The 17,977-nt window shown below is 69.5% G+C and carries 15 protein-coding genes; 6 read left to right on the top strand and 9 right to left on the bottom strand.

The annotated features are described in order from the left end of the window. Positions 1-23: 23 nt before the first annotated feature. From NS2_RS12230 to NS2_RS12210, 5 genes are all read right to left on the bottom strand, one after another. Positions 24-3,230: a V-type ATP synthase subunit I domain-containing protein gene (locus NS2_RS12230; RefSeq protein WP_106852377.1), complete on the bottom strand. Its 3,207-nt coding sequence runs from the start codon at positions 3,228-3,230 to the stop codon at positions 24-26. Between the two features lie 250 nt (positions 3,231-3,480). Next, positions 3,481-5,097 (bottom strand): ATP-binding protein, encoded by a 1,617-nt coding sequence (locus NS2_RS12225; RefSeq protein ID WP_082062613.1) that lies wholly within the window; start codon positions 5,095-5,097, stop codon positions 3,481-3,483. 6 nt (positions 5,098-5,103) lie between these two features. Beyond that, entirely contained in the window at positions 5,104-5,640 is a 537-nt protein-coding gene (locus NS2_RS12220) for a hypothetical protein (RefSeq protein ID WP_033087641.1), read from the bottom strand. Positions 5,641-5,683: 43 nt separating this feature from the next. Beyond that, positions 5,684-5,974, bottom strand: coding sequence for a hypothetical protein (locus tag NS2_RS12215; RefSeq protein ID WP_033087642.1), 291 nt, complete (start codon positions 5,972-5,974; stop codon positions 5,684-5,686). A 7-nt stretch (positions 5,975-5,981) separates the two neighbouring features. Next, positions 5,982-6,503 (bottom strand): hypothetical protein, encoded by a 522-nt coding sequence (locus NS2_RS12210; RefSeq protein ID WP_033087643.1) that lies wholly within the window; start codon positions 6,501-6,503, stop codon positions 5,982-5,984. A 348-nt stretch (positions 6,504-6,851) separates the two neighbouring features. Here NS2_RS12210 and NS2_RS12205 point away from each other — a divergent pair, with 348 nt between their 5' ends. Together NS2_RS12205 and NS2_RS38165 are read left to right on the top strand one after the other, a co-directional pair. Further along, positions 6,852-7,586, top strand: coding sequence for a DsbA family protein (locus tag NS2_RS12205; RefSeq protein WP_052086333.1), 735 nt, complete (start codon positions 6,852-6,854; stop codon positions 7,584-7,586). A gap of 41 nt (positions 7,587-7,627) precedes the next feature. Then, a complete protein-coding gene (locus NS2_RS38165; RefSeq protein WP_052086334.1) occupies positions 7,628-8,020 on the top strand; it encodes a LysR family transcriptional regulator in 393 nt (130 codons plus the stop codon). Here NS2_RS38165 and NS2_RS12195 read toward each other — a convergent pair. Further along, a complete protein-coding gene (locus tag NS2_RS12195; RefSeq protein ID WP_033087644.1) occupies positions 7,977-9,023 on the bottom strand; it encodes an alpha/beta fold hydrolase in 1,047 nt (348 codons plus the stop codon). The two genes, NS2_RS38165 and NS2_RS12195, sit on opposite strands and share 44 nt — an antisense overlap. 231 nt (positions 9,024-9,254) lie before the next feature. Here NS2_RS12195 and NS2_RS12190 point away from each other — a divergent pair, with 231 nt between their 5' ends. Further along, the gene (locus NS2_RS12190) at positions 9,255-10,148 is read left to right on the top strand and encodes a LysR family transcriptional regulator (RefSeq protein WP_036546014.1); all 894 of its coding nucleotides are present in this window, start codon (positions 9,255-9,257) and stop codon (positions 10,146-10,148) included. 13 nt (positions 10,149-10,161) lie between these two features. Here the strand turns inward: NS2_RS12190 and NS2_RS12185 are convergent, their stop codons facing one another. Next, positions 10,162-11,571, bottom strand: a complete 1,410-nt coding sequence (locus NS2_RS12185) for a glycoside hydrolase family 1 protein (protein WP_083415002.1) — start codon at positions 11,569-11,571, stop codon at positions 10,162-10,164. A gap of 220 nt (positions 11,572-11,791) precedes the next feature. On the opposite strand from NS2_RS12185, the gene NS2_RS12180 reads away from it, so the two are divergent. From NS2_RS12180 to NS2_RS12170, 3 genes are read left to right on the top strand one after another with little or no spacing between them, the layout of a single operon-like run. Next, entirely contained in the window at positions 11,792-12,337 is a 546-nt protein-coding gene (locus NS2_RS12180; protein ID WP_033087647.1) for a (2Fe-2S)-binding protein, read from the top strand. Further along, positions 12,334-13,341: an FAD binding domain-containing protein gene (locus NS2_RS12175; protein WP_186817593.1), complete on the top strand. Its 1,008-nt coding sequence runs from the start codon at positions 12,334-12,336 to the stop codon at positions 13,339-13,341. The genes NS2_RS12180 and NS2_RS12175 overlap by 4 nt, the downstream gene beginning before the upstream one ends. Continuing rightward, positions 13,338-15,584 (top strand): xanthine dehydrogenase family protein molybdopterin-binding subunit, encoded by a 2,247-nt coding sequence (locus NS2_RS12170; RefSeq protein WP_033087649.1) that lies wholly within the window; start codon positions 13,338-13,340, stop codon positions 15,582-15,584. Before NS2_RS12175 ends, NS2_RS12170 begins: the two co-directional genes overlap by 4 nt. 71 nt (positions 15,585-15,655) lie before the next feature. Here the strand turns inward: NS2_RS12170 and NS2_RS12165 are convergent, their stop codons facing one another. Together NS2_RS12165 and NS2_RS12160 are read right to left on the bottom strand one after the other, a co-directional pair. Further along, positions 15,656-16,762, bottom strand: a complete 1,107-nt coding sequence (locus tag NS2_RS12165; protein ID WP_033087650.1) for an XdhC family protein — start codon at positions 16,760-16,762, stop codon at positions 15,656-15,658. A gap of 219 nt (positions 16,763-16,981) precedes the next feature. Beyond that, positions 16,982-17,908 carry a metallophosphoesterase family protein gene (locus NS2_RS12160; RefSeq protein WP_033087651.1) on the bottom strand — a complete coding sequence of 309 codons (927 nt, stop codon included), beginning with the start codon at positions 17,906-17,908 and terminating at the stop codon, positions 16,982-16,984. Positions 17,909-17,977: the final 69 nt, after the last annotated feature.

The following is a 17,977-nucleotide window of genomic DNA, read 5'->3' as shown; positions in this document are numbered from 1 at the left end:
GCCACGGTGCTGCGATCAGGACGTCACAGCGACACGGACACCAGACGGTTGCCCGAATCACGCACCGGGCCGTCGGCCACACCGGCTCCGACGGTCGGGACGCTCGGTGCCGCTTTGGTCTCCTCCGGCGAGACCTGCTGCACGGCACCAGAATTCGGTGCCAGCAGCGCCTGCAGACCGGCCACCACCTGCTCGGTGGTGAGGTCACCACCGTCGAGGCGGAAGCCGCCGCGCGTGCGCCGGCTCGACGTCTTGGCCGAGGTCTCGTCGATCGGCTGTGCGACGAAGGCCAGCGGCCACGAGAAGGTGATCGGCAGGCTGATCCCGACCGAGGCCAGGAAGATCAGGCAGCCCACCACGAACAGGCTGCCCGCCAGCCCGCCGATGACCAGTGGCGCGGCCACCACGGCGGCCCCGATCAGCAGCGCGCCCAGCGCACCGATCCCGACCATGAGGGCCAGCACCGGCGAGGCCAGCAACAGCAGGCCCAGTGCGACCGCCGGGAACGCGAACACCGCGACCGGCAGGAGCAGCAGGTACGGGACCGACAGCACCGCGGCGATCGCGACGCCGAGGATGGCGACGATCGCCGTGGCGACGACCGCGACCGCCGCGAGCGCCACCCCGAGGGCATTGCCCACCAGGAACACCGCGGCCGTCAATGCCAGCGCCAGCCCGATGCCCAGGGCGGTGGCCACGAAGATGGTCGCGATGGCAGCCAGCGCGATCGGGATCGACACCACCCACAGCGGCGGGAAGAGCCCGGTCACGATGACCAGGGTCGCGGCGAAGGCGAGAATCGCCACGGCCCAGATGATTCCGAAGCCGACGAACGCGGCGGCCACACCGAGGGCCACCACGCTGCCGGCCGCCATCGCGGTCCCGATCATGACCAACAGCCCGACCAGCATCGCGCCGAAGATCAGCGGCGAGGCCAGCAGCGCCAGCGGCGGGGCGGCGATGATCAGCAGCAGCGCCGCCAGCACGAAGCCCACGAAAGCCACCGCCGCCAGCAGGAATCCGCTCGCGAACACCAGGCCCGCGCCGATGATGGCCGCCGCGGCCGTCAGCAGCATGTACGCGCCGCCCTCGACCAGGGTGAGCACGGTCGCGCCCGCGGTCAGGAAGCCCAGCCCCAGGGCGACGAACGCCGCGAAGGCCAGATCCGCGAGCAGGATGATCGGAATCGCGTACGGCATCAACACCATCAGGAACAGCGAGCCGACCAGCACCGCCGCGGCCAGGCCCGCGATCAGGACGAGCCCCACCGCGACGCAGATAACCGTGGCTATGATGACCGCCCCGAGACCGGCCAGCATGAGCGCGAGCGCGTTGATCACGGGCAGCACGACCAGGCCGAGGAACAGCAGCGGTGCCAGGAACGGGCCGATGATCGGCAGCCCGAGAATCAGCAGCCCGGCCGCGATCGTGCCGATGACCAGTGCCACGGCGGCGAATGCGAGCCCGCCCAGGGCCAGCAGCTTGGCCGCCGAACCCACCAGGTAGCCCATGATGACGCCGCCCGCGGCCGCGATCACCAGTCCGGCCAGGGCCAGCGCGAGCAGCCAGGTCACGGTGACGCCCGCGGCGATGCCCAGCAGCACCACCCCGGCCACCAACGCCACCACCAGGATTCCCAGTGCGATCGCCGCGGCGGCCGCGAGGAAACCGGCGGCCACGACCGCCAGCACCACCAGGATCGGCAGTGCCAGCAGGCCGAACGGCGTCAGCAGCGACAGCAGGCCGGTGATCACCGCCAGTGCGGCGACCGCCAGCGCGCCCAGCGCCAGCAGGCCGAAAACCACTGCGGCCGTGGCCAACAGCCCCAGCACGAGCACCGCGAGGGTGGCCGTGAACAGCAGCGGCGCGAGGATCAGGGCCAGCGGCGGCAGCAACGCGCTGGCCGCCACCGCGATCAGTCCGGCCACGACGAACGCGATACCGGTCGCGGCGATCCCGACGATCAACGCGGCCGCCGCGGCGAGGATCGCGCCGACGGTCACCACCGCGATGCCCGCCAGCAGGCCCGCGAGCACGAACGGCGCGACGAACTGGAACGCCACCAGACCCGCCACCACGAACGGCAGCGCGACGACCGCGGCGACCAGCAGCACCGGTGCGAGCACCACCGCGCCCACCACCAGCGCCCCGACCAGGGCCGCGGCGGCGAGCCCGCCCACCACGACCACCCCGGCGACGACCGCGACCAGGGCCGCCGCCGCCAGACCCAGCGCGATGATGCCCACCACGGGCATGGCCAGCACCGCAACGAAAATCGGCACCGTCAGGAACGGCAGCAGCGGCAGCGCCGTGTCGTGCAACTGCGTCTGCGGCAGCAGCGCCCGCACCGCGTCACGCAGCGGGGCGAAGGCCGCGTCGAGTGCCGAACCCGGATCCGCGACCGCGCTCAGCACCGGCGCCAGGAACCCGCTCAGGGCGGGGGCCAGCTCGCCGAGCGCGGGCGCGAACTGCGCGAGCATCGGCGACAGGTCGGTCCCGCCCGCCACCGGCGCGAGCAGTTCGCGCAGGGCCTGGGCCTGGTCACCGCCCGGTTGCGGGAAGCCGAACAGCTCGCGCGCCTGGGTGATGAGGGTGTCGATCGCATTGGCGGCCGGGTCGGTTCGCCGGCCGCCGGCCAGCTCGGTGGCGTCGCGGACGAAGGCCAGCAGATCCTGCACCGGCTGCTGTAGCGGACCGCTGGGCACCTGCTGGGCCCACGCGCCGATCTGGTTCAGATCCAGTCCGGAGGAGGCGATCTGGCCGACCACACCGGCGATCTCCTCGACGGCGGCGGGCGCACGGCCGGTGCCGCCGCCGGTGGCGCCCCCGTCGTTCTCCAGGCTCGCCGCCCGCAGCGGGGAACGCGGCGCGGCCGGAGCCGACGCGTCGCCCTGATCTGCCGTAACCGCCTGCGGCGCACGGGATTGCACGCCGCCGGTGAAAGCACCGACCGGGTCGGCCAGGGGTGTGCCCGCGGTCAGCGACGCGACACCGCTCAGGGCCGATTCCAGCTGGGTGCGCGCGGCCGGGTCCAGGTTCGAGCCGACGGCGGTACCGAATTGCGTGAGCAGTTCGGAGCCGTCGGGGCCGGTGGCCGTATCGGCGTTGGCGAGTCCGCCCATGCCGAGCGAGGCCGTCGCCACCGAGGCGAACGCCGCGGCCGCGTACAGGCCCCGGCGATTTCTGGAGTTCTTTCTTCGAGCCCGGCTCGATGCCTTGGTTTCCCGCATTTTGAGGCCCGGGGTAAAGCCATTCGATAACTGCACGTTTCGCCTATGCCTTTCGCACGAGTACATCACTACTGGGTGAGCAAACCGCGATCCGAATTCTCGAGACAGCGCCGTCTCGGGGGTGCGCGCGGTCGCCGACGATGGATGTCGCACAAGAACACTCGAATCCCTCGACAGAAATAAGACAGCGGTTGTTTTCAGTTTTTGGAGCAGTCGGCCGGTGCGGAGGAGATTCGCCGACGCGGCCCGTTCAATGCGAAAGCAGCGCGAGCAGAACGAGAAACGTGACCACGGTGGCCGTGCCCAGAGACAGCAGCCGCCGGAAACGCCGCCGCTGCGCTTCGCGGAGGAATTCGTCGACGGTCCGATTCCGCGAGGCATCCCGCGGACACAATTCCACCGCCTCCCGAAGTAGTTTTCCGTCGTAGAGCAGTCGCTTCGGACGCTCGTTCGCCGCCCACACGCGGGCGTCCTCCCAGATCCGGCGCCGGGACGAGGTGGGCTCGCGTTCGTCGGCCAACCAGTCCGCCAGCCGCGGCCAGTCGGTCAGCAGCGCGTCATTGCACAGTTCGACCGCGTCGCCGACGGCGCTCAGCACGCCGGCCGCGGTCAGCCGATCGATGACGATGTCGGCGGTGGCGGGATGCGGCGACTCCTCCAGCAGAATCCGGCGCGGCAGCCGGTCCCGGTTCGCCGAGCGCGGACCCGGGATGGCGAGACTGAGCAGAATCGGTTGCGCGACAAGACGTTCGTACTCGGTCAGCGACTCCCAGGACCGTTCGGCGTCGGCCACCAGCCGCTGCCCGAGACCGCCCAGTGCCCGGTAGGCGTCCAACGTGGAGGTGATGCCGGAGCGCTGCTCCCACACCGCGGTGAGCACCGGCGTCAGCACCCGCAGCACCGCGGCTTCCGTCCCCAGCCCCAGCGTTCCGATATCGCGCAGCATCACCTCGGCCAGCGTGGCCTCGACCCGCCAGCCGAGCTTCGCCGCGGGACGCAGAATCACCTGGCGCAGTTCGGTTTCCGTCAGCGCGCCCAGCGTCAGCGACCTGTCCGGCAGCGCCTCGGCGAGCACCGGATAGGCGTCCAGATCGGCGCGCTGTTCGGAACGGAACGCCAGCACGACCACCATCCGGGGCCGGTCCGGGTCGGTGGCGAGACGCTCGAGGTCGGCGAGGAAGCGTTGCCGCACAACCTTATCGGGGCAGTGCGTGAACAGGCGCTCGGCCTGATCGACGATGAGGAGCGTGGCTTCGCCATCGAGTTCCCCCAGCGCGGCTACCGCGTCCGCGAGTGCCGACTCCGGATCGGACTCCAAAGCCACCGCCACCGAACGTTTTTCGGCGGCCCCGGCCCGCAGCCCCGCGCCCAGCACCGAGGATTTCCCGGAGCCCGCCGCGCCGAGCAGCAGCACCAGTCGCGGGCCGCCGCCCCCGCGTACGGACTCGACCAGGTGTTCCAGATCCGCCGAAATCGCACGGCGGCCGAAGAATATCTCCGCGTCCCGCGGCCCGTAGGGCTCGGTGCCCCGGTAGGGCGGGCGGTCCGGGTTCGGCGCCGGGGCGGTGTCGCGGGCGCGCGACCACGCGCCGTGCCATTCGTTGAGGTCGTACAGCCGCCGGTCGGCCCGGCCGGAAGTCGGTCGCGCCTTCGCCTCGTCGATGAGGACCGACAGCAGCGGCAGCACCGAATCGAACCTGGCCGGGATATTGCGGCCCAGCCGCCAATCACTGAGGCGCTGACCGCTGAAGGCCCGCGTCCCGGGTGAGGAGCGCAGGTTCACTCGCCGCACGACGGACTTGCTCGGCGGTGAGCCCGCCGCGGCGTGCAGTCGAGTCAGCCGTATCGCGAATTCTTCTCTGGACACTGTCGCCTATCTCGCTGTCCGGGTTGGGGAAACGGTGGTCGGCTCCACGGTCGTGGCGGAGAAATTGCTGGAACACGCCAGCGACAACCGCTCCAGCGCGGTGTTGAAAGCGGTTATCGCGGTTTGGAGTTGCGCCGACTGATCGCCGGGCCCGGGGCCGCCGGCCAGCGCCGCGCGCAGACCGTCGAGGGTGGAGCGCAGGTCCGCACCCGAGGTGGCCGCGTTCTGGAACTCGGTCCGGATGAGCGAGGACGCCGTCATGGTCGCCGCCGCCGCGCCGAGGCCGCCGCTGATGGTGTCGGCGGCCCCGCGGGCCGAGTCGATCTGGTCGAGCACCGCGTTCAGATCGTTGCGCTCCGAGGCCGGGCCGATCCCGCTCAGACCGTCGGATAGTTGCCGGATGGCGGTTTGCAGACCATTGGCGGCCTGCGCGCCGCCGGAGCAGTCGGCCGCGTCCGGCCCGGCGCTCGTCGTCGGTGACGAGCCCGGGTTCTCGGTCGTGCCGCAGGCCGCGAGCAGGACCGCCGCCGCCGCGATGAGCACGGTAGCGGCTGCCCGTACCCGACGGCTACCGGTCCGCGCGGAGCTACAGAACATGTCCCAGCACCACCAGCGCGGCGCTCTGCACGGAAGGAAGCAACGCCAGGTACACCGCGACCGCGCCACTCAATCCGGTGGTCAGCAGCTTGTGCCGATTCCACCACCCGATGGGGCCCTGCCGTTCGATCTTGTTGTGCGCGACCGCGGCCCGGCCCTCGGCCACATTGCCCTGGTGGTAACCGAAGCTGACAGCGGCCGACTGCAGGTCGGTCAGGTCGGCCAGACTCGGCGCCGAACCGATCGAGGTATCGCGGCTGGCCTGATTCGTGATGCCCATCGCCGCCTCAGGCCCCGATGCCTTCCCGCCACGGGCGCATCAGTTCCGCGTAGACGTCCTCGGTGAACTCACCGCGCCCGACCAGATCCGCGAGTACCGCGGCGGTCACCGCCTGGTTGAGGACGCTGACCGCGCCGAGCGAGCCGAGCGATTGGAGGATGCCCGCGATGTCCCCGGCCCCGGCCCCCGGGGACATGGCCTGTCCGGCGACGGCTGCCGCGATCTGGGTATTGCGGGCGCGCCCGAATTCCTTGGCCACCCGGGTGGCGATCTGCAGCGGCTGCGATGTGCCTTGCTGCCCGAGCCCGGACAGCAGACCGGACAGCCCCGACAGGCCGGAGAGCCCGCCCGTGCCGGAGGCCGCGTTCTGCAGCTGCCCCAGCTGGGATTCGGCGGCCTTGGCCGCGGCGGTGTTGAGTCGTTCCCGTTGCTCGGCCGTCAGCTGGCCAGCCTGTTCGACGATGGTGAGGACGGCATTCCATTGCGGGCCGTACAGGTACTCGAGGTGCAGGGTTGCTTGATCACTCATACCGATCTTCTTTCTTCCTTCGTCCCCGATCCCCGTGGTCGCCCACGCGCCGGGAGCCTGCGCCAGACGAGCTCCAACCGATAACTGAAAGTTAGCTACCGTGCCGCTAATTTTGTCGGTCAAGTGACACAAGTCAACCCGAAAGAATCGCCCACGATGTAATTTCGCTGGTGAAACGCCGGTTACGTGGTTCCCGGACCGGGATTTCGTTACGCAATGTTTCCACGCGCCCCCTTGACATTTCACACTCTTTGATGTTTGCCGAAGGTGTGCTAACTTGGCCAACACTTCGCAGTGTCAAGCGAAATCTGTGGCCTCATGGCCCGAAACCCTGGAGAGAATCCATTCATGCGTAAGACCCGGACGGGCCGCTTCCCCCGGGCAGATCAGTCGGAACGCATCGGTGTCCTCGGACGCCTGCTGAGTGTGGCCATCCCGCTGATACTGACCGTGGCGATCGGCTTCGGACTGTCCGACCAGATCCGCACCCGCGACCGCGCGGCCGAGGCCGCGGCGGCCGCCGTCGCGGGCCCGGCCACGCTCACCGATGGCCTGGTCCGGATCGGCAACCCCGACGCGAAGGTCGTGGTCACCGTGCTCGAGGATCCGCAGTGCCCGCTGTGCGGGTCGTTCCAGAAGGTCACCGGACCCACGCTGGACGCCCTCGTGCAGCAGGGGGCGATCGCGGTCGACTACGGCATGATCGCCATTCGCGACAAGAGTTCGACCACGGCGTACTCGAGCCGGGCGAGCAATGCCGCCGCCTGTGTCGCCGAGGCCGATATCGGCAGCTGGCCGGCGTGGCGGCGGGAACTGCTCAGTCGTGTTCCGGCCGAAGGATCACCGGGCCCGAGCGACCAGGAACTCATCGACATGGCCGTGCGCGCCGGTGTCGCACCCGGCCCGCGACTCGACGACTGCGTGACGAGCCGCCGCTACGGCGGATACGTGACGGATCGGACCGGCAAGGCGATCGCCGACCGACTGACCCGGGCCCCGGCCGTACGGATCGGCTCCACACCGGTCACCAACCTGACTCCCGAGGGCCTGGACGCCGCGGTGCGCGCCGCGCAGCCCGGGTGACCCCGATCGGCGGATGCCGAGGATCGACGAAAGGCAAGGTAATGAAAGCGATTCCGCTCCCGACCGCGGAAGAACCACTGAACCTGTACCGCCTGACCCCCTTCCTGGAAGTGGCCGAGCAACTCAGCTTCACCCGGGCGGCGCGCCGCCTGCACATGACCCAGCAGGCCCTGAGCACCTCGGTCCGGCGCTTGGAGAAGGATCTGGGTGTCACTCTTTTCGAGCGCACGACCCGGCAGGTCGCCCTGACCTCTGCCGGGCACACCCTGCGGGACGGCTCCAGGACCCTGTTGACGGTCTCCCGCGAGGTGACCGTCCAGACCCGCGCGGCGGGTTCACCCGCCATGCTCGGTGACCGGGACGAGCCCGGCAGCGATCAGGCGGCGGTCGTCACCGCAATCGGCCTGTCAGCCAGCCGATCACCTCGGGCATGACGACGCCCAGTTCGGACATGGCGCAGTGGCCGCTGCCCGCGATCGATTCGACCCGGGTGTCGGGGCGGCCGCTGAACACCAGGGTGTCGGCCCGGGGGATGTGAATGTCGTCGGCCCCGTTGACGACGAACATCGGTGCGTTGCTCCGCTGTTCGAGCAGTGCGTCCAGCGACATCGCCGACGCGCGGGCCACGATCTCCGCGGCGGTCGGGCGCTGCTCGAAACCCAGTGCGTGCGCGACGATATCGGCCATGCCGACCTGCCAGGTGCGGTCCGGGGCGAAGGCGGCCTGCACCGGCCCGCCGATCACCACGGCCGCGTCGGCCTTGCCGGACAGGCCGCTGTAGGCGGAGAAGTAGCCGCCCATGGAGAAGCCGAGATGCGCCACGATCCCATTGCCCATTTCTCGGGCGGCCACGATCAAACTGTCGATGAGCCCGGTGCTTTCGCGCGACAGGGGGATCCGGGTTTCCCCGGTGCCCGGGATGTCGAAGGCCAGCACGTGCGCGCCGGTGTGCGCGGCCAGGGTGAGCAGGATCTGGTGCAGGTCGATCTTCCAGCCGTCCACGCCGCCGCTGGCGAGCAGGACCGGGGCGTCGGCGGCGGTGCCCGGCGCGGTGAACAGGTGCACGGGCACCGCGAGCACGGTCCCGCCGTAGGGCAGATCCAGCACGCGGCGTTCGAAGCGCATCGGGAAATCGGTCGCGGCCAGCAGATACTCGTCGATCTGCCGCTGGAACGCGACCCGCTTCGGGGTATCGGCCAGGACCGGGAACTTCGCCCATCCGTAGGCGAGCGCGGCCAGCTCGTGACGCCCGTCGGCGGCATATTTCGCAGCGCGCGTGGACCATTCGTGCACCCACCCGCCCGGCTCGTCCGGCCACATCGCGGCGACGGCGGCACGCACGGCGTCGACATCCGACGCGGGCAGGCCGGTATTGACCATCTGCGGATAGCGCTCCGCGAAGACATCGCGCGGATCGAGCGGCCACTGATACGGCATCACAATCTCCTTAAAGCATCGTCACTTGCGTTAAGGCTAGCCACGGCGCGCCTATAAACGCAAGGAATTTGCGTTACTGTTCCAGGGTGGATGACACCGGAGTCGGATGCCGCCCAGCCGCCCTGCCCCCGGCCGTCGAGTGCCACACCCGGGAGGGAATCCGCCGATCACCTCGTCGGCGTGCCGGTCAACGGATTCGGTGGGGCGTGTTGGGGCGCTTACAGTTCAAGGGTGGAATTGAGGCAGTTGCGGTACTTCGTGGCGGTGGCGGAGGAGCTGCATTTTCGGCGGGCCGCGGAGCGGTTGTTCATCTCGACTCCGACACTGAGTCAGCAGATTCGGGCCATCGAGAAGGAGGTGGGCGGGCCGCTGTTGATTCGGGGGAATCACGGGGTGGAGTTGACGGCGGCCGGGGAGGTGCTGTTGAAGTCGGCGCGATATGTGCTGGAGGCGGCCGAGATCGCGGTGCGGGAGACGCGGGCGGTGGCGCAGCCGGGCAATGCGTCGTTCCGGCTGGGGATCGTGAACGGCGCCCCGCAGTGGCTGCCGGGGCGAATCGAGTCGCTGCTCAAGGCGCGGCAGCCGGGGGTGCGGATCGCATTCACCACCGGGACCAGCGGCGATCAGGCGCGACTGCTGGATTGCGACGAAGTGGATCTGGCAGTACTGCGGCTGCCGGTGCGCCTGGCCGAGCATCTGGCGTATACGCCCATCGCCGACGAGGAACTCGGCATCGTCATGTCGCGCGAGAATCCGCTCGCCGCGGCGGGTTCGGTGGAGCCGGCCCGCATCGGCGACCACGAGCTGATCATGTTCGCCCGTGACGCCGCGCCCGAGGTCCACGACTCGGTACTCGCGCAGCTGCGCGAGCGCGGCGCGTCGGTGACGCTCAGCGACAGCGCCATGAGCCACGCCCAGATGCTGCAACTGCTCCCGCTGCGGCCCGAGGCCATCGGGGTGGGCTCGGCGCGCACCGCGACGGTCCCCGGCCTGGTCTGGCGGCCGCTGCAACCGTGCCCCCTGGTCATCACCTACGCCGCCGCCTGGCGCGCGACCACCCGTAATCCGCTGCTGCACACCATGATCGACGCCTTCGCCGGCGGCCTGCGCCTCACCTCCGGCTGACCGGAGCGGCCGGTCAGGGGACGGAGACGGGGCGCAGGCAGCTCTCCAACGGGACGATGATGGAGCACAGGGCGGGCTTGCGGGTGGGGCGGTAGTCGGCGGGCACGCCGCTCTGGGCGGTGATGGTCTCGAAGGCGGCGACCGCGTCGGTGGGGCGGCGGGTGAGGGTAGGGTCGGTCTTCACATCGACGGTGTAGAGGCCGAATCGCGGTGCGTAGCTGCCCCATTCGTAGTTGTCGGTGAGGCTCCAGTAGTTGTAGCCCATGACGTCGATGCCGTCGGCCTTGGCGCGCTGCAACCAGTAGACGGTGTCGCGCAGGTGGTCGGCGCGGTCGTAGCCGTCGGCGCGCGGGGCGGCGTTGTCGGTGGGAAGTCCGTTCTCCACCAAGTAGATCGGCAGGCCCGGGAACTTCTCGGCGTAGGCGCGTAGGTAGTAGTAGATGCCCTCGGGTTCGATGGCGTTCTTCCACAGCTCGCTGCCGAGCAGGTCCGGGCTCGGCGGATTCGACAGGGAGGCACCGTAATAGAAGTCCGCGCCGATGAAATCGAGTTTGCCGTGCACGCGATCGACGAAGAGCATGTCGGTCAGGCCCTGGATCACGGGGTATTGCGCGACATTGCTTGTCACCTTCGCGCCGGGCTGACGCTGATGGATGTAGTCGTAGATCGCGCCGTGTGCCTGCACCAGCCGATCGAACATCGGCAGCGCGTCCAGCACCCCGATATCGCCGATCTGGATCGACTGCGCGACATAGCCCATCGGCTCGTTGATGGTCACCCACAGCGGGTCGACGCCCGCGTACCGGTCCACGACCCGGCGCATATTGGTGAGCCAGTCCGAGACCATGCCCTGGTTCTTCCAGCCCCCGCGATCGGCCTCCCAGCCCGGGATCACCCAGTGGTCGAGGGTCAGCATGGGCCGCATGCCCGCGGCCCGGATCTTCTGGATGACCTGGTCGTAGAAGCGGAATCCGGCCTCGTCCCAGACCCCGGGCTGGGGTTGCACCCGCGCCCATTCGATGCTGAGGCGGAAGACCTTCAGCCCCATCCCGGCGGCCAGGTCGATGTCCTCGGCATAGCGGTCGTAGAAGTCGACGGAATCGCCGTAGCGGTCGGGGGCCTTGCCGGAGTCGGCGTAGCGGCTCCAATTGCTGTCGGGTGCACGGCCTTCGGACTGGAATCCGGCCATGGCCACGCCCCACAGGAAGTCGGGCCCGAACGCGGGCACGCTGGTCGGCGCGCCCGAGCTGCCGGTCCCCGAACCGCTCGCGCTGCCCGAGGCCGACCCCGAGCCCGAGCCGCTGGAGCTGCCCGACGATCCCGTCCCGGCGATATCCGCCGGTTCGGCGTTCACCACGGCGGATACGCTCGAAGCGATGGCCAGCGTCGACAGCATCGAGCACAGGATGCGGGTACGTCTCATCTCGGCGGAATCTCCCTGGGCGATTCGATTGCGGCGCAGCGCCGCTCGGCCGTCCGGCCGACCGGACTATAACTGGTCGCTCGTCCAGCATGGGCCGATTCCGCCGAGTTCGCCCACCGAGCGCGATCCGGTCGAGGTTGCTAGGCTTTTGCCAGTTCATCCCAACCGCAGTCCGGCAACCATCGCGGTACTCCAGAGTCCGCGAGGCAGGAGGCGAGGTATGACCGTCGAACCATCGAAACGGACCGGCACGCAACCGGCCGAATTCATCGGGCCCACCCGCACCATGGCCACGCTGCGCGTCAACGGCCACGAGCACTATCCGGTCCTGGAACCCCGCACCAGCCTGCTGGACGCGCTGCGCGAGCACCTGCACCTGACCGGCACCAAGAAGGGCTGCGATCAGGGCGGCTGCGGGGCCTGCACGGTGTGGATCGACAACCGGCGGGTGCTGTCCTGCCTGACCCTGGCGCTGGCCGCCGAGGGGCGCGAGATCACCACCATCGAGGGCATCGCCGACGGTGACCGGCTGCATCCGGTGCAGCAAGCGTTCCTGGAGACCGACGGATTCCAGTGCGGGTACTGCACCCCCGGGCAGATCATGTCGGCCATCAAATGCATCAAGGAGGGCCACGCCGAATCCGAGAGCGAGATCGCGGAGTGGATGAGCGGCAATATCTGCCGCTGCGCGGCCTATCAGAACATTCGCGACGCCGTGTGCCAGGGCCGGGACGGCATGCGGCACAAGGAAGGTGGGCTGCCGTGAAACCCATCTGCTACGCCCGGCCGACCAGCGTCGAACAGGCCGTCTCCACCGTGACCTCCAGGCCCGCAACGGTTTTCCTGGCGGGCGGCACCACCCTGGTGGACATGCTGCGCATCGGCGCGATGGAGCCGGACAACATCGTCGACATCACCTGGCTGCCACTGGGCGGCATCGCGCACACCCCCGACGGCGGGCTGCGCATCGGCGCGCTGGCGACCATGAGCGAGGTGGCCGCGGAACCCGTTGTGATCGAACGCTATCCGTTCCTGTCGGTGGCCCTGTGGAAGGGCGCGTCGGCGCAGCTGCGGAACATGGCCACCATGGGCGGCAATCTCATGCAGAAGGTGCGCTGCTCCTACTTCCGGGAGCCCGGAAGCGCCTGTGACAAACGCGATCCCGGCTCCGGCTGCGATGCCGTCGACGGCCTGCACCGCGGGCACGCGATTCTGGGCACCGGCCCGTCGTGCTTCGCCACCCATCCCTCGGACGTGGCGATTCCACTGGTCGCGCTCGACGCCACCGTCACCGTGTGGGGTCCGCGCGGGGAACGCAGCATCGGCTTCGACGACTTCTTCCTGCTGCCCGGCACCACCCCGCACCTCGAGCATCCGATCGCGGCCGACGAGCTGATCACCCGCATCGACGTGCCCGCGCTGCCGTTCGCGCGCAACTCGCACTATCTCAAGGTGCGCGACCGGGAGTCCTACGAATTCGCGCTCGCCTCCGCGGCGGTCGCCATGAGCATCGCCGACGGCACGGTCCTGGATGTGCGGATCGGGCTGGGCGGCGTGGCCACCAAGCCGTGGCGTGCGCGCATCGCCGAGCAGATGCTGATCGGCGTCTCCGCGACCCGGGAGAACTTCACGAAGGCGGCCGCGACCGAATTGCAGGCCGCCGACACCTCGCATCCGATGAACGCGTTCAAGCGCGAGCTCGCGGTGCGGACACTGGTACGTGCCCTGGAAACCGTTCGGCCGCAGCATGACTCGGGAGGTACGCGATGACCGCCACCGCCGCCCGGCCGCTGGTCGGGCAGGGTTTCGATCGGATCGACGGGCGCGCGAAGGTGACCGGGGCGGCGCAGTACACCGCCGAGGTGCCCCTGCACGGGCTGGCGCACGCGGTGCTGGTGGGTGCTCGGATCGGCAGTGGGAACGTACTTTCCGTCGATGTCACCGCCGCGCTCGCCGCCGGGGCGGTGGCGGTCTACACCCACGAGAACCTGCCGAAGGTGGCGGCCATCCCGCCGCAGTGGCCGTCAGGGTTCGGCGGGGCCGCACCCGGGCAAACGTTCTTTCCCATGCAGGACAATACGATTCACTACTACGGCCAGCCCATCGCGGTGGTGATCGCGGATACCTTCGAAATCGCTCAGCACGCCGCGGAACTCGTGACCGCGCGGTACGAGGCGCGGGAGCCGTTGGTGCGACTGGACGATGGGCGCGACGCGCAGTATCAGCCGGAGAAGGTGTTCTGCAATCTCGTCCCGGCGGCACAGTCGCGCGGCGACTTCGGCGCGGCCTTCGGCTCCGCCGCCCATTCGGTCGACATCACCTACCATTTCGCCGCCAATCACCACAATCCGATCGAATGCTCTGCCACCGCGGCCATTTGGGACGGCGACACCGTCACCGTCTACGACGCCACCCAGGGCGTGTCCGCCACCCAGGCCACCGTGGCCGCCTACCTGGGCATGTCGGCGGGCAATGTGCGGGTGGTATCGCACTATGTCGGCGGCGGGTTCGGGGCCAAGGCCATGATCTGGCCGCACGTCACGCTCGCGCCCATGCTCGCGCGCGAGCTGGGCCGCCCGGTCAAGGTGGTGCTCGATCGCGAGCAGATGTTCTACGGCACCGGATTACGCGAGGAACAGGAGCAGCGGGTCACGCTGGCCTGTGACGACAAGGGCACGTTCACCGGGCTGCGCCACCACAAGCTCTCGGTCACTTCACCTTTCGACGACTGGGCCGAGGTGTCACTCGGCGTGGCCGGGCAGGCGTACGCGATTCCCAACTGGGACGGGCAATACCGGCTCATCCGCGGCAACACCATGACCCCGACGTTCATGCGCGGACCCGGTGAGGCTTCCGGCATGCTCGCCCTGGAGTGCGCCATCGACGAGCTGGCGGCCGCGATCGGCCTGGACACCATGGCATTACGGCTGCACAACCACGCCACCATCGCCCCGGAGAGCGGCCACCCGTGGAGCTCCGACGGCTACGCCGACTGCGTGCGCATCGCCGCCGAACGCTTCGGCTGGTCCGCCGAGGCCGGGCGTGGGCCCGCCCGCACCGACGGCAACTGGCGCATCGGCTGGGGCATGGGCACTTCCGGCTACCCGGTCTACGAACCCGGGCAACCGCAGCGGGCGCACGCGCGCCTGCTGGCCGACGGGGCGCTGATCGTGCAGGCGGGCACCCAGGAGTTCGGCACCGGCGTGGCCACCACCATGGCGCAGGTGGCCGGGGACGCCATGGGCATCGAATTCGACCGCATCCGAGTCGATATCGGCGATACCGACTACCCGAACATCGCCGCCGCGGTCGGCTCGATGGGCGCGGGCATCATCAGCGCCGCCGTCCACACCGCCTGTACCGACCTGCGCAACCAGCTGATCGCACTGGCCGTCGGCGACCCCGAATCCCCACTGCACGGCCGGATTCCGCAGGAGATCGAATCCCGCGACGGCCGCCTGCGGGTCCGCTCCAATCCCGCCGTGGGCGAGACCTATTCGGCCCTGCTGGCCCGCCACCACCTCACCGACATGGAAACCATCGGCACCTGGAATCCACCCCCGGCCGATCTCCCGTTCGGCCGCATCAGTTTCGGTGCGCAGTTCGCCGAGGTAGCGGTCGATCCCGACCTGGGTCTGGTCCGAGTCCGCCGTATGGTCGGGGCCTTCGCCCCCGGCCGCGTCCTCAACGCCAAACTGGCCCGCAGCCAGGTCCTGGGCGGCATGAACTGGGGCCTGTCCCAAGCGTTGATGGAAGCCACCCTCCCCGACCCCCGCACCGGGGCATGGATGAACCCGTCCCTGCTGGAGTACCTCCTCCCGGTCAACGCCGACGCCCCCGAGGTCGACATCACCTTCATCGAGGAACCCGACAACATCGTCAACCCGCTGGGCGTCAAGGGTCTCGGCGAACTGGGCATGATCGGCGCAGCCGCCGCCATCATCAACGCCGTCACCCACGCCACCGGCACCCGCATCACCCAAATCCCCGTCCGCCTCGAGCACCTCCTCTGACCCGTCGAGTGGCAAACCCTGGAGGGAGAATCCGACAATTCCCCTCCGGGGGTTGCCGCTCGGCGAATGGGTCAGTGGTGGATGGGGCCGGGAGTGTGGGTCAGGGGGCGGGCTGAGGCTCCGGTGGATTCGGCGATGATCTGGGCGGCGATGGAGACCGCGGTTTCGTCCGGGGTCGAGGCGTTCAGGTCCAGGCCGATGGGGCTGCGCAGCCGCCGCAACAGCTCCGGCCCCACCCCGGCAGCCGTCAGCCGCGCGAGCCGGTCCTCATGCGTTCGCCGCGAGCCCAGCGCCCCCACGAACCCGATCCCCTCGATCCCCAGCGCCTCGGCGATCATCGGCACATCGAACTTGCTGTCATGGGTGAGCACGCACACCACCGTGCGCGAGTCGACCCGTCCCAGATCGCGCTCCCGCCGCAGATACCGATGCGGCCATTCCACCACCACCTCGTGCGCGGCCGGGAATCGCGCTGCGGTGGCGAAGGTCTCGCGCGCGTCGACAACCGTCACCCGATACCCGAGCTGCGCCCCGAGCCGACTCAACGCCCGCACGAAGTCATTGGCCCCGGCCAGAATCATCCGCGCGCGCGGCCCGAAACTCTGCACGAACGCGCGCACCGGAAACTCCGGCTCACATTCCTCCGAACCGACCGTCCCGGTCCGCCCGCCCGCCGCCATATGCATCGCGTCCCGGCTCGGCCCTGACGATTCCAATCGGCCGGTCGCCGAATGTGCCGCAGCAGCCAGCGATTCGATGCCATCCTCAACGAGATGCCATACCGGCGCGCTGTTCAAGGTCGTCACCAGGGAAACGGCCCGCCCGGCCCGCAGCGCCCGATCCAATGCCGCGAGCTCCTCGAGCCGCTCCGCGCCCACCCGCTCGACGAAGACCTCCATCTCCCCTCCGCAGGTCAGCCCGATGGCGATGCCGTCCGGATCGGCGATCCCGAAGTGCTCGAGTACCGCGGAGCCGGTGGCCAGGACGTCGGCGGCGGATTCGACCACCGCGGCTTCCACGCAGCCGCCGGACAGCGAGCCGATGACCTCGCCCGCCGCGGTGACGACCATGGCGGCTCCGAGTTCGCGGGGGCCCGCGCCGGTCACGGCCACCACTCGCGCCAAGGCGACCGGTCCCTGCCGGACCCGATCGATCAGCTGCGGCAGCACATCGCGCACCGGACCATCTTCACAGGTCAGGACCCATCACGCACGCCCAGCCAGGTTGCAGCTATATGACAGCTACCGCGCTTGCCGCTGCTGTGTCCGCGCCATTCCGGCAGGCTTCGGCCGGGATCCGCCGCGGCAGTTCTGGAGCAGCAGTGGCGGATCCGGCCCGTGGGATGCCGGAGGGGGCGGTGTTGCGGGCTAGGCCAGGCCGCGACGGCGTTCGACGGTTTACTTCATTTTCAGGGCGGCTTCGCGCATTTCGGGGGTGATCTTGAAGTGGCCGCCCCACTCGTTGAGTTCGTCGCCGTAGTCGGGGACGGGGAGGATCTGGCGCAGGAGTTTGTCGGGGAGGCCGCGGCGCTGCCATTCGCGGGGGTAGCCGAGGGATACCTCTTCGAAGCGGACGCCGTCGTACCAGGTGGTGCGGGGGATGTGGAGGTGGCCGTAGACCGAGCAGACCACGTTGTAGGTGGTGTGCCAGTCGGAGGTGAGGTCGGTGCCGCACCACAGGGCGAATTCGGGGTACCACATCATGTCGACGGGGGTGCGGACCAGCGGCCAGTGGTTGATCAGGACCAGCGGGGTCTCGGCGGGCAGGGCGTCGAGGCGGCGCTGGGTGTACTGGACACGGGCGTGACACCAGGCGTCGCGGGTCAGGTAGGGCTCGGCCGAGAGCAGGAATTCGTCGGTGGCCACCACATTGCGGTCCTTGGCGATGGCCAGGCCCTCGGCCTTGGTCTTCGCGCCCGCGGGCAGCCACGAGTAGTCGTAGAGCATGAACATGGGCGCGAGGGTGACCCGGCCGCCGTGGTGCTCGGCGCCCGCGCCCTCCCACACCGGGAACGGGTCCTCGGGGGTGAGCACGTCCAGGTCGCGGCACAGCGAGACCAGGTAGTCGTAGCGGGCCGCGCCGTGCATCTGCACGGGATCCTTTGCGGTGGTCCACAATTCGTGGTTGCCGGGCACCCAGATGACCTTGGCGAAGCGGCCGCGCAGGGTCTCCAGGGCCCAGCGGATGTCGTCGGTCTTCTCGCCGACGTCACCGGCCAGGATGAGCCAGTCCTCGGGGGAATCCGCGCGGATCGCCTCGACCACCGGCTTGTTGCCCTGATGACCGACATGGATGTCGCTCACCGCCATCAACTTCGGAGTCACCCGGTTCCGCCTCTCTGATCATGACCGTCCCTGCGGCAACAGCAGCGGCCCTCACCAGATTCCCATGGC

This window comes from Nocardia seriolae NBRC 15557 (genome assembly GCF_007990715.1).
GTDB lineage: Bacteria > Actinomycetota > Actinomycetes > Mycobacteriales > Mycobacteriaceae > Nocardia > Nocardia seriolae.
This window is presented reverse-complemented; position numbering and strand designations above follow the sequence as displayed.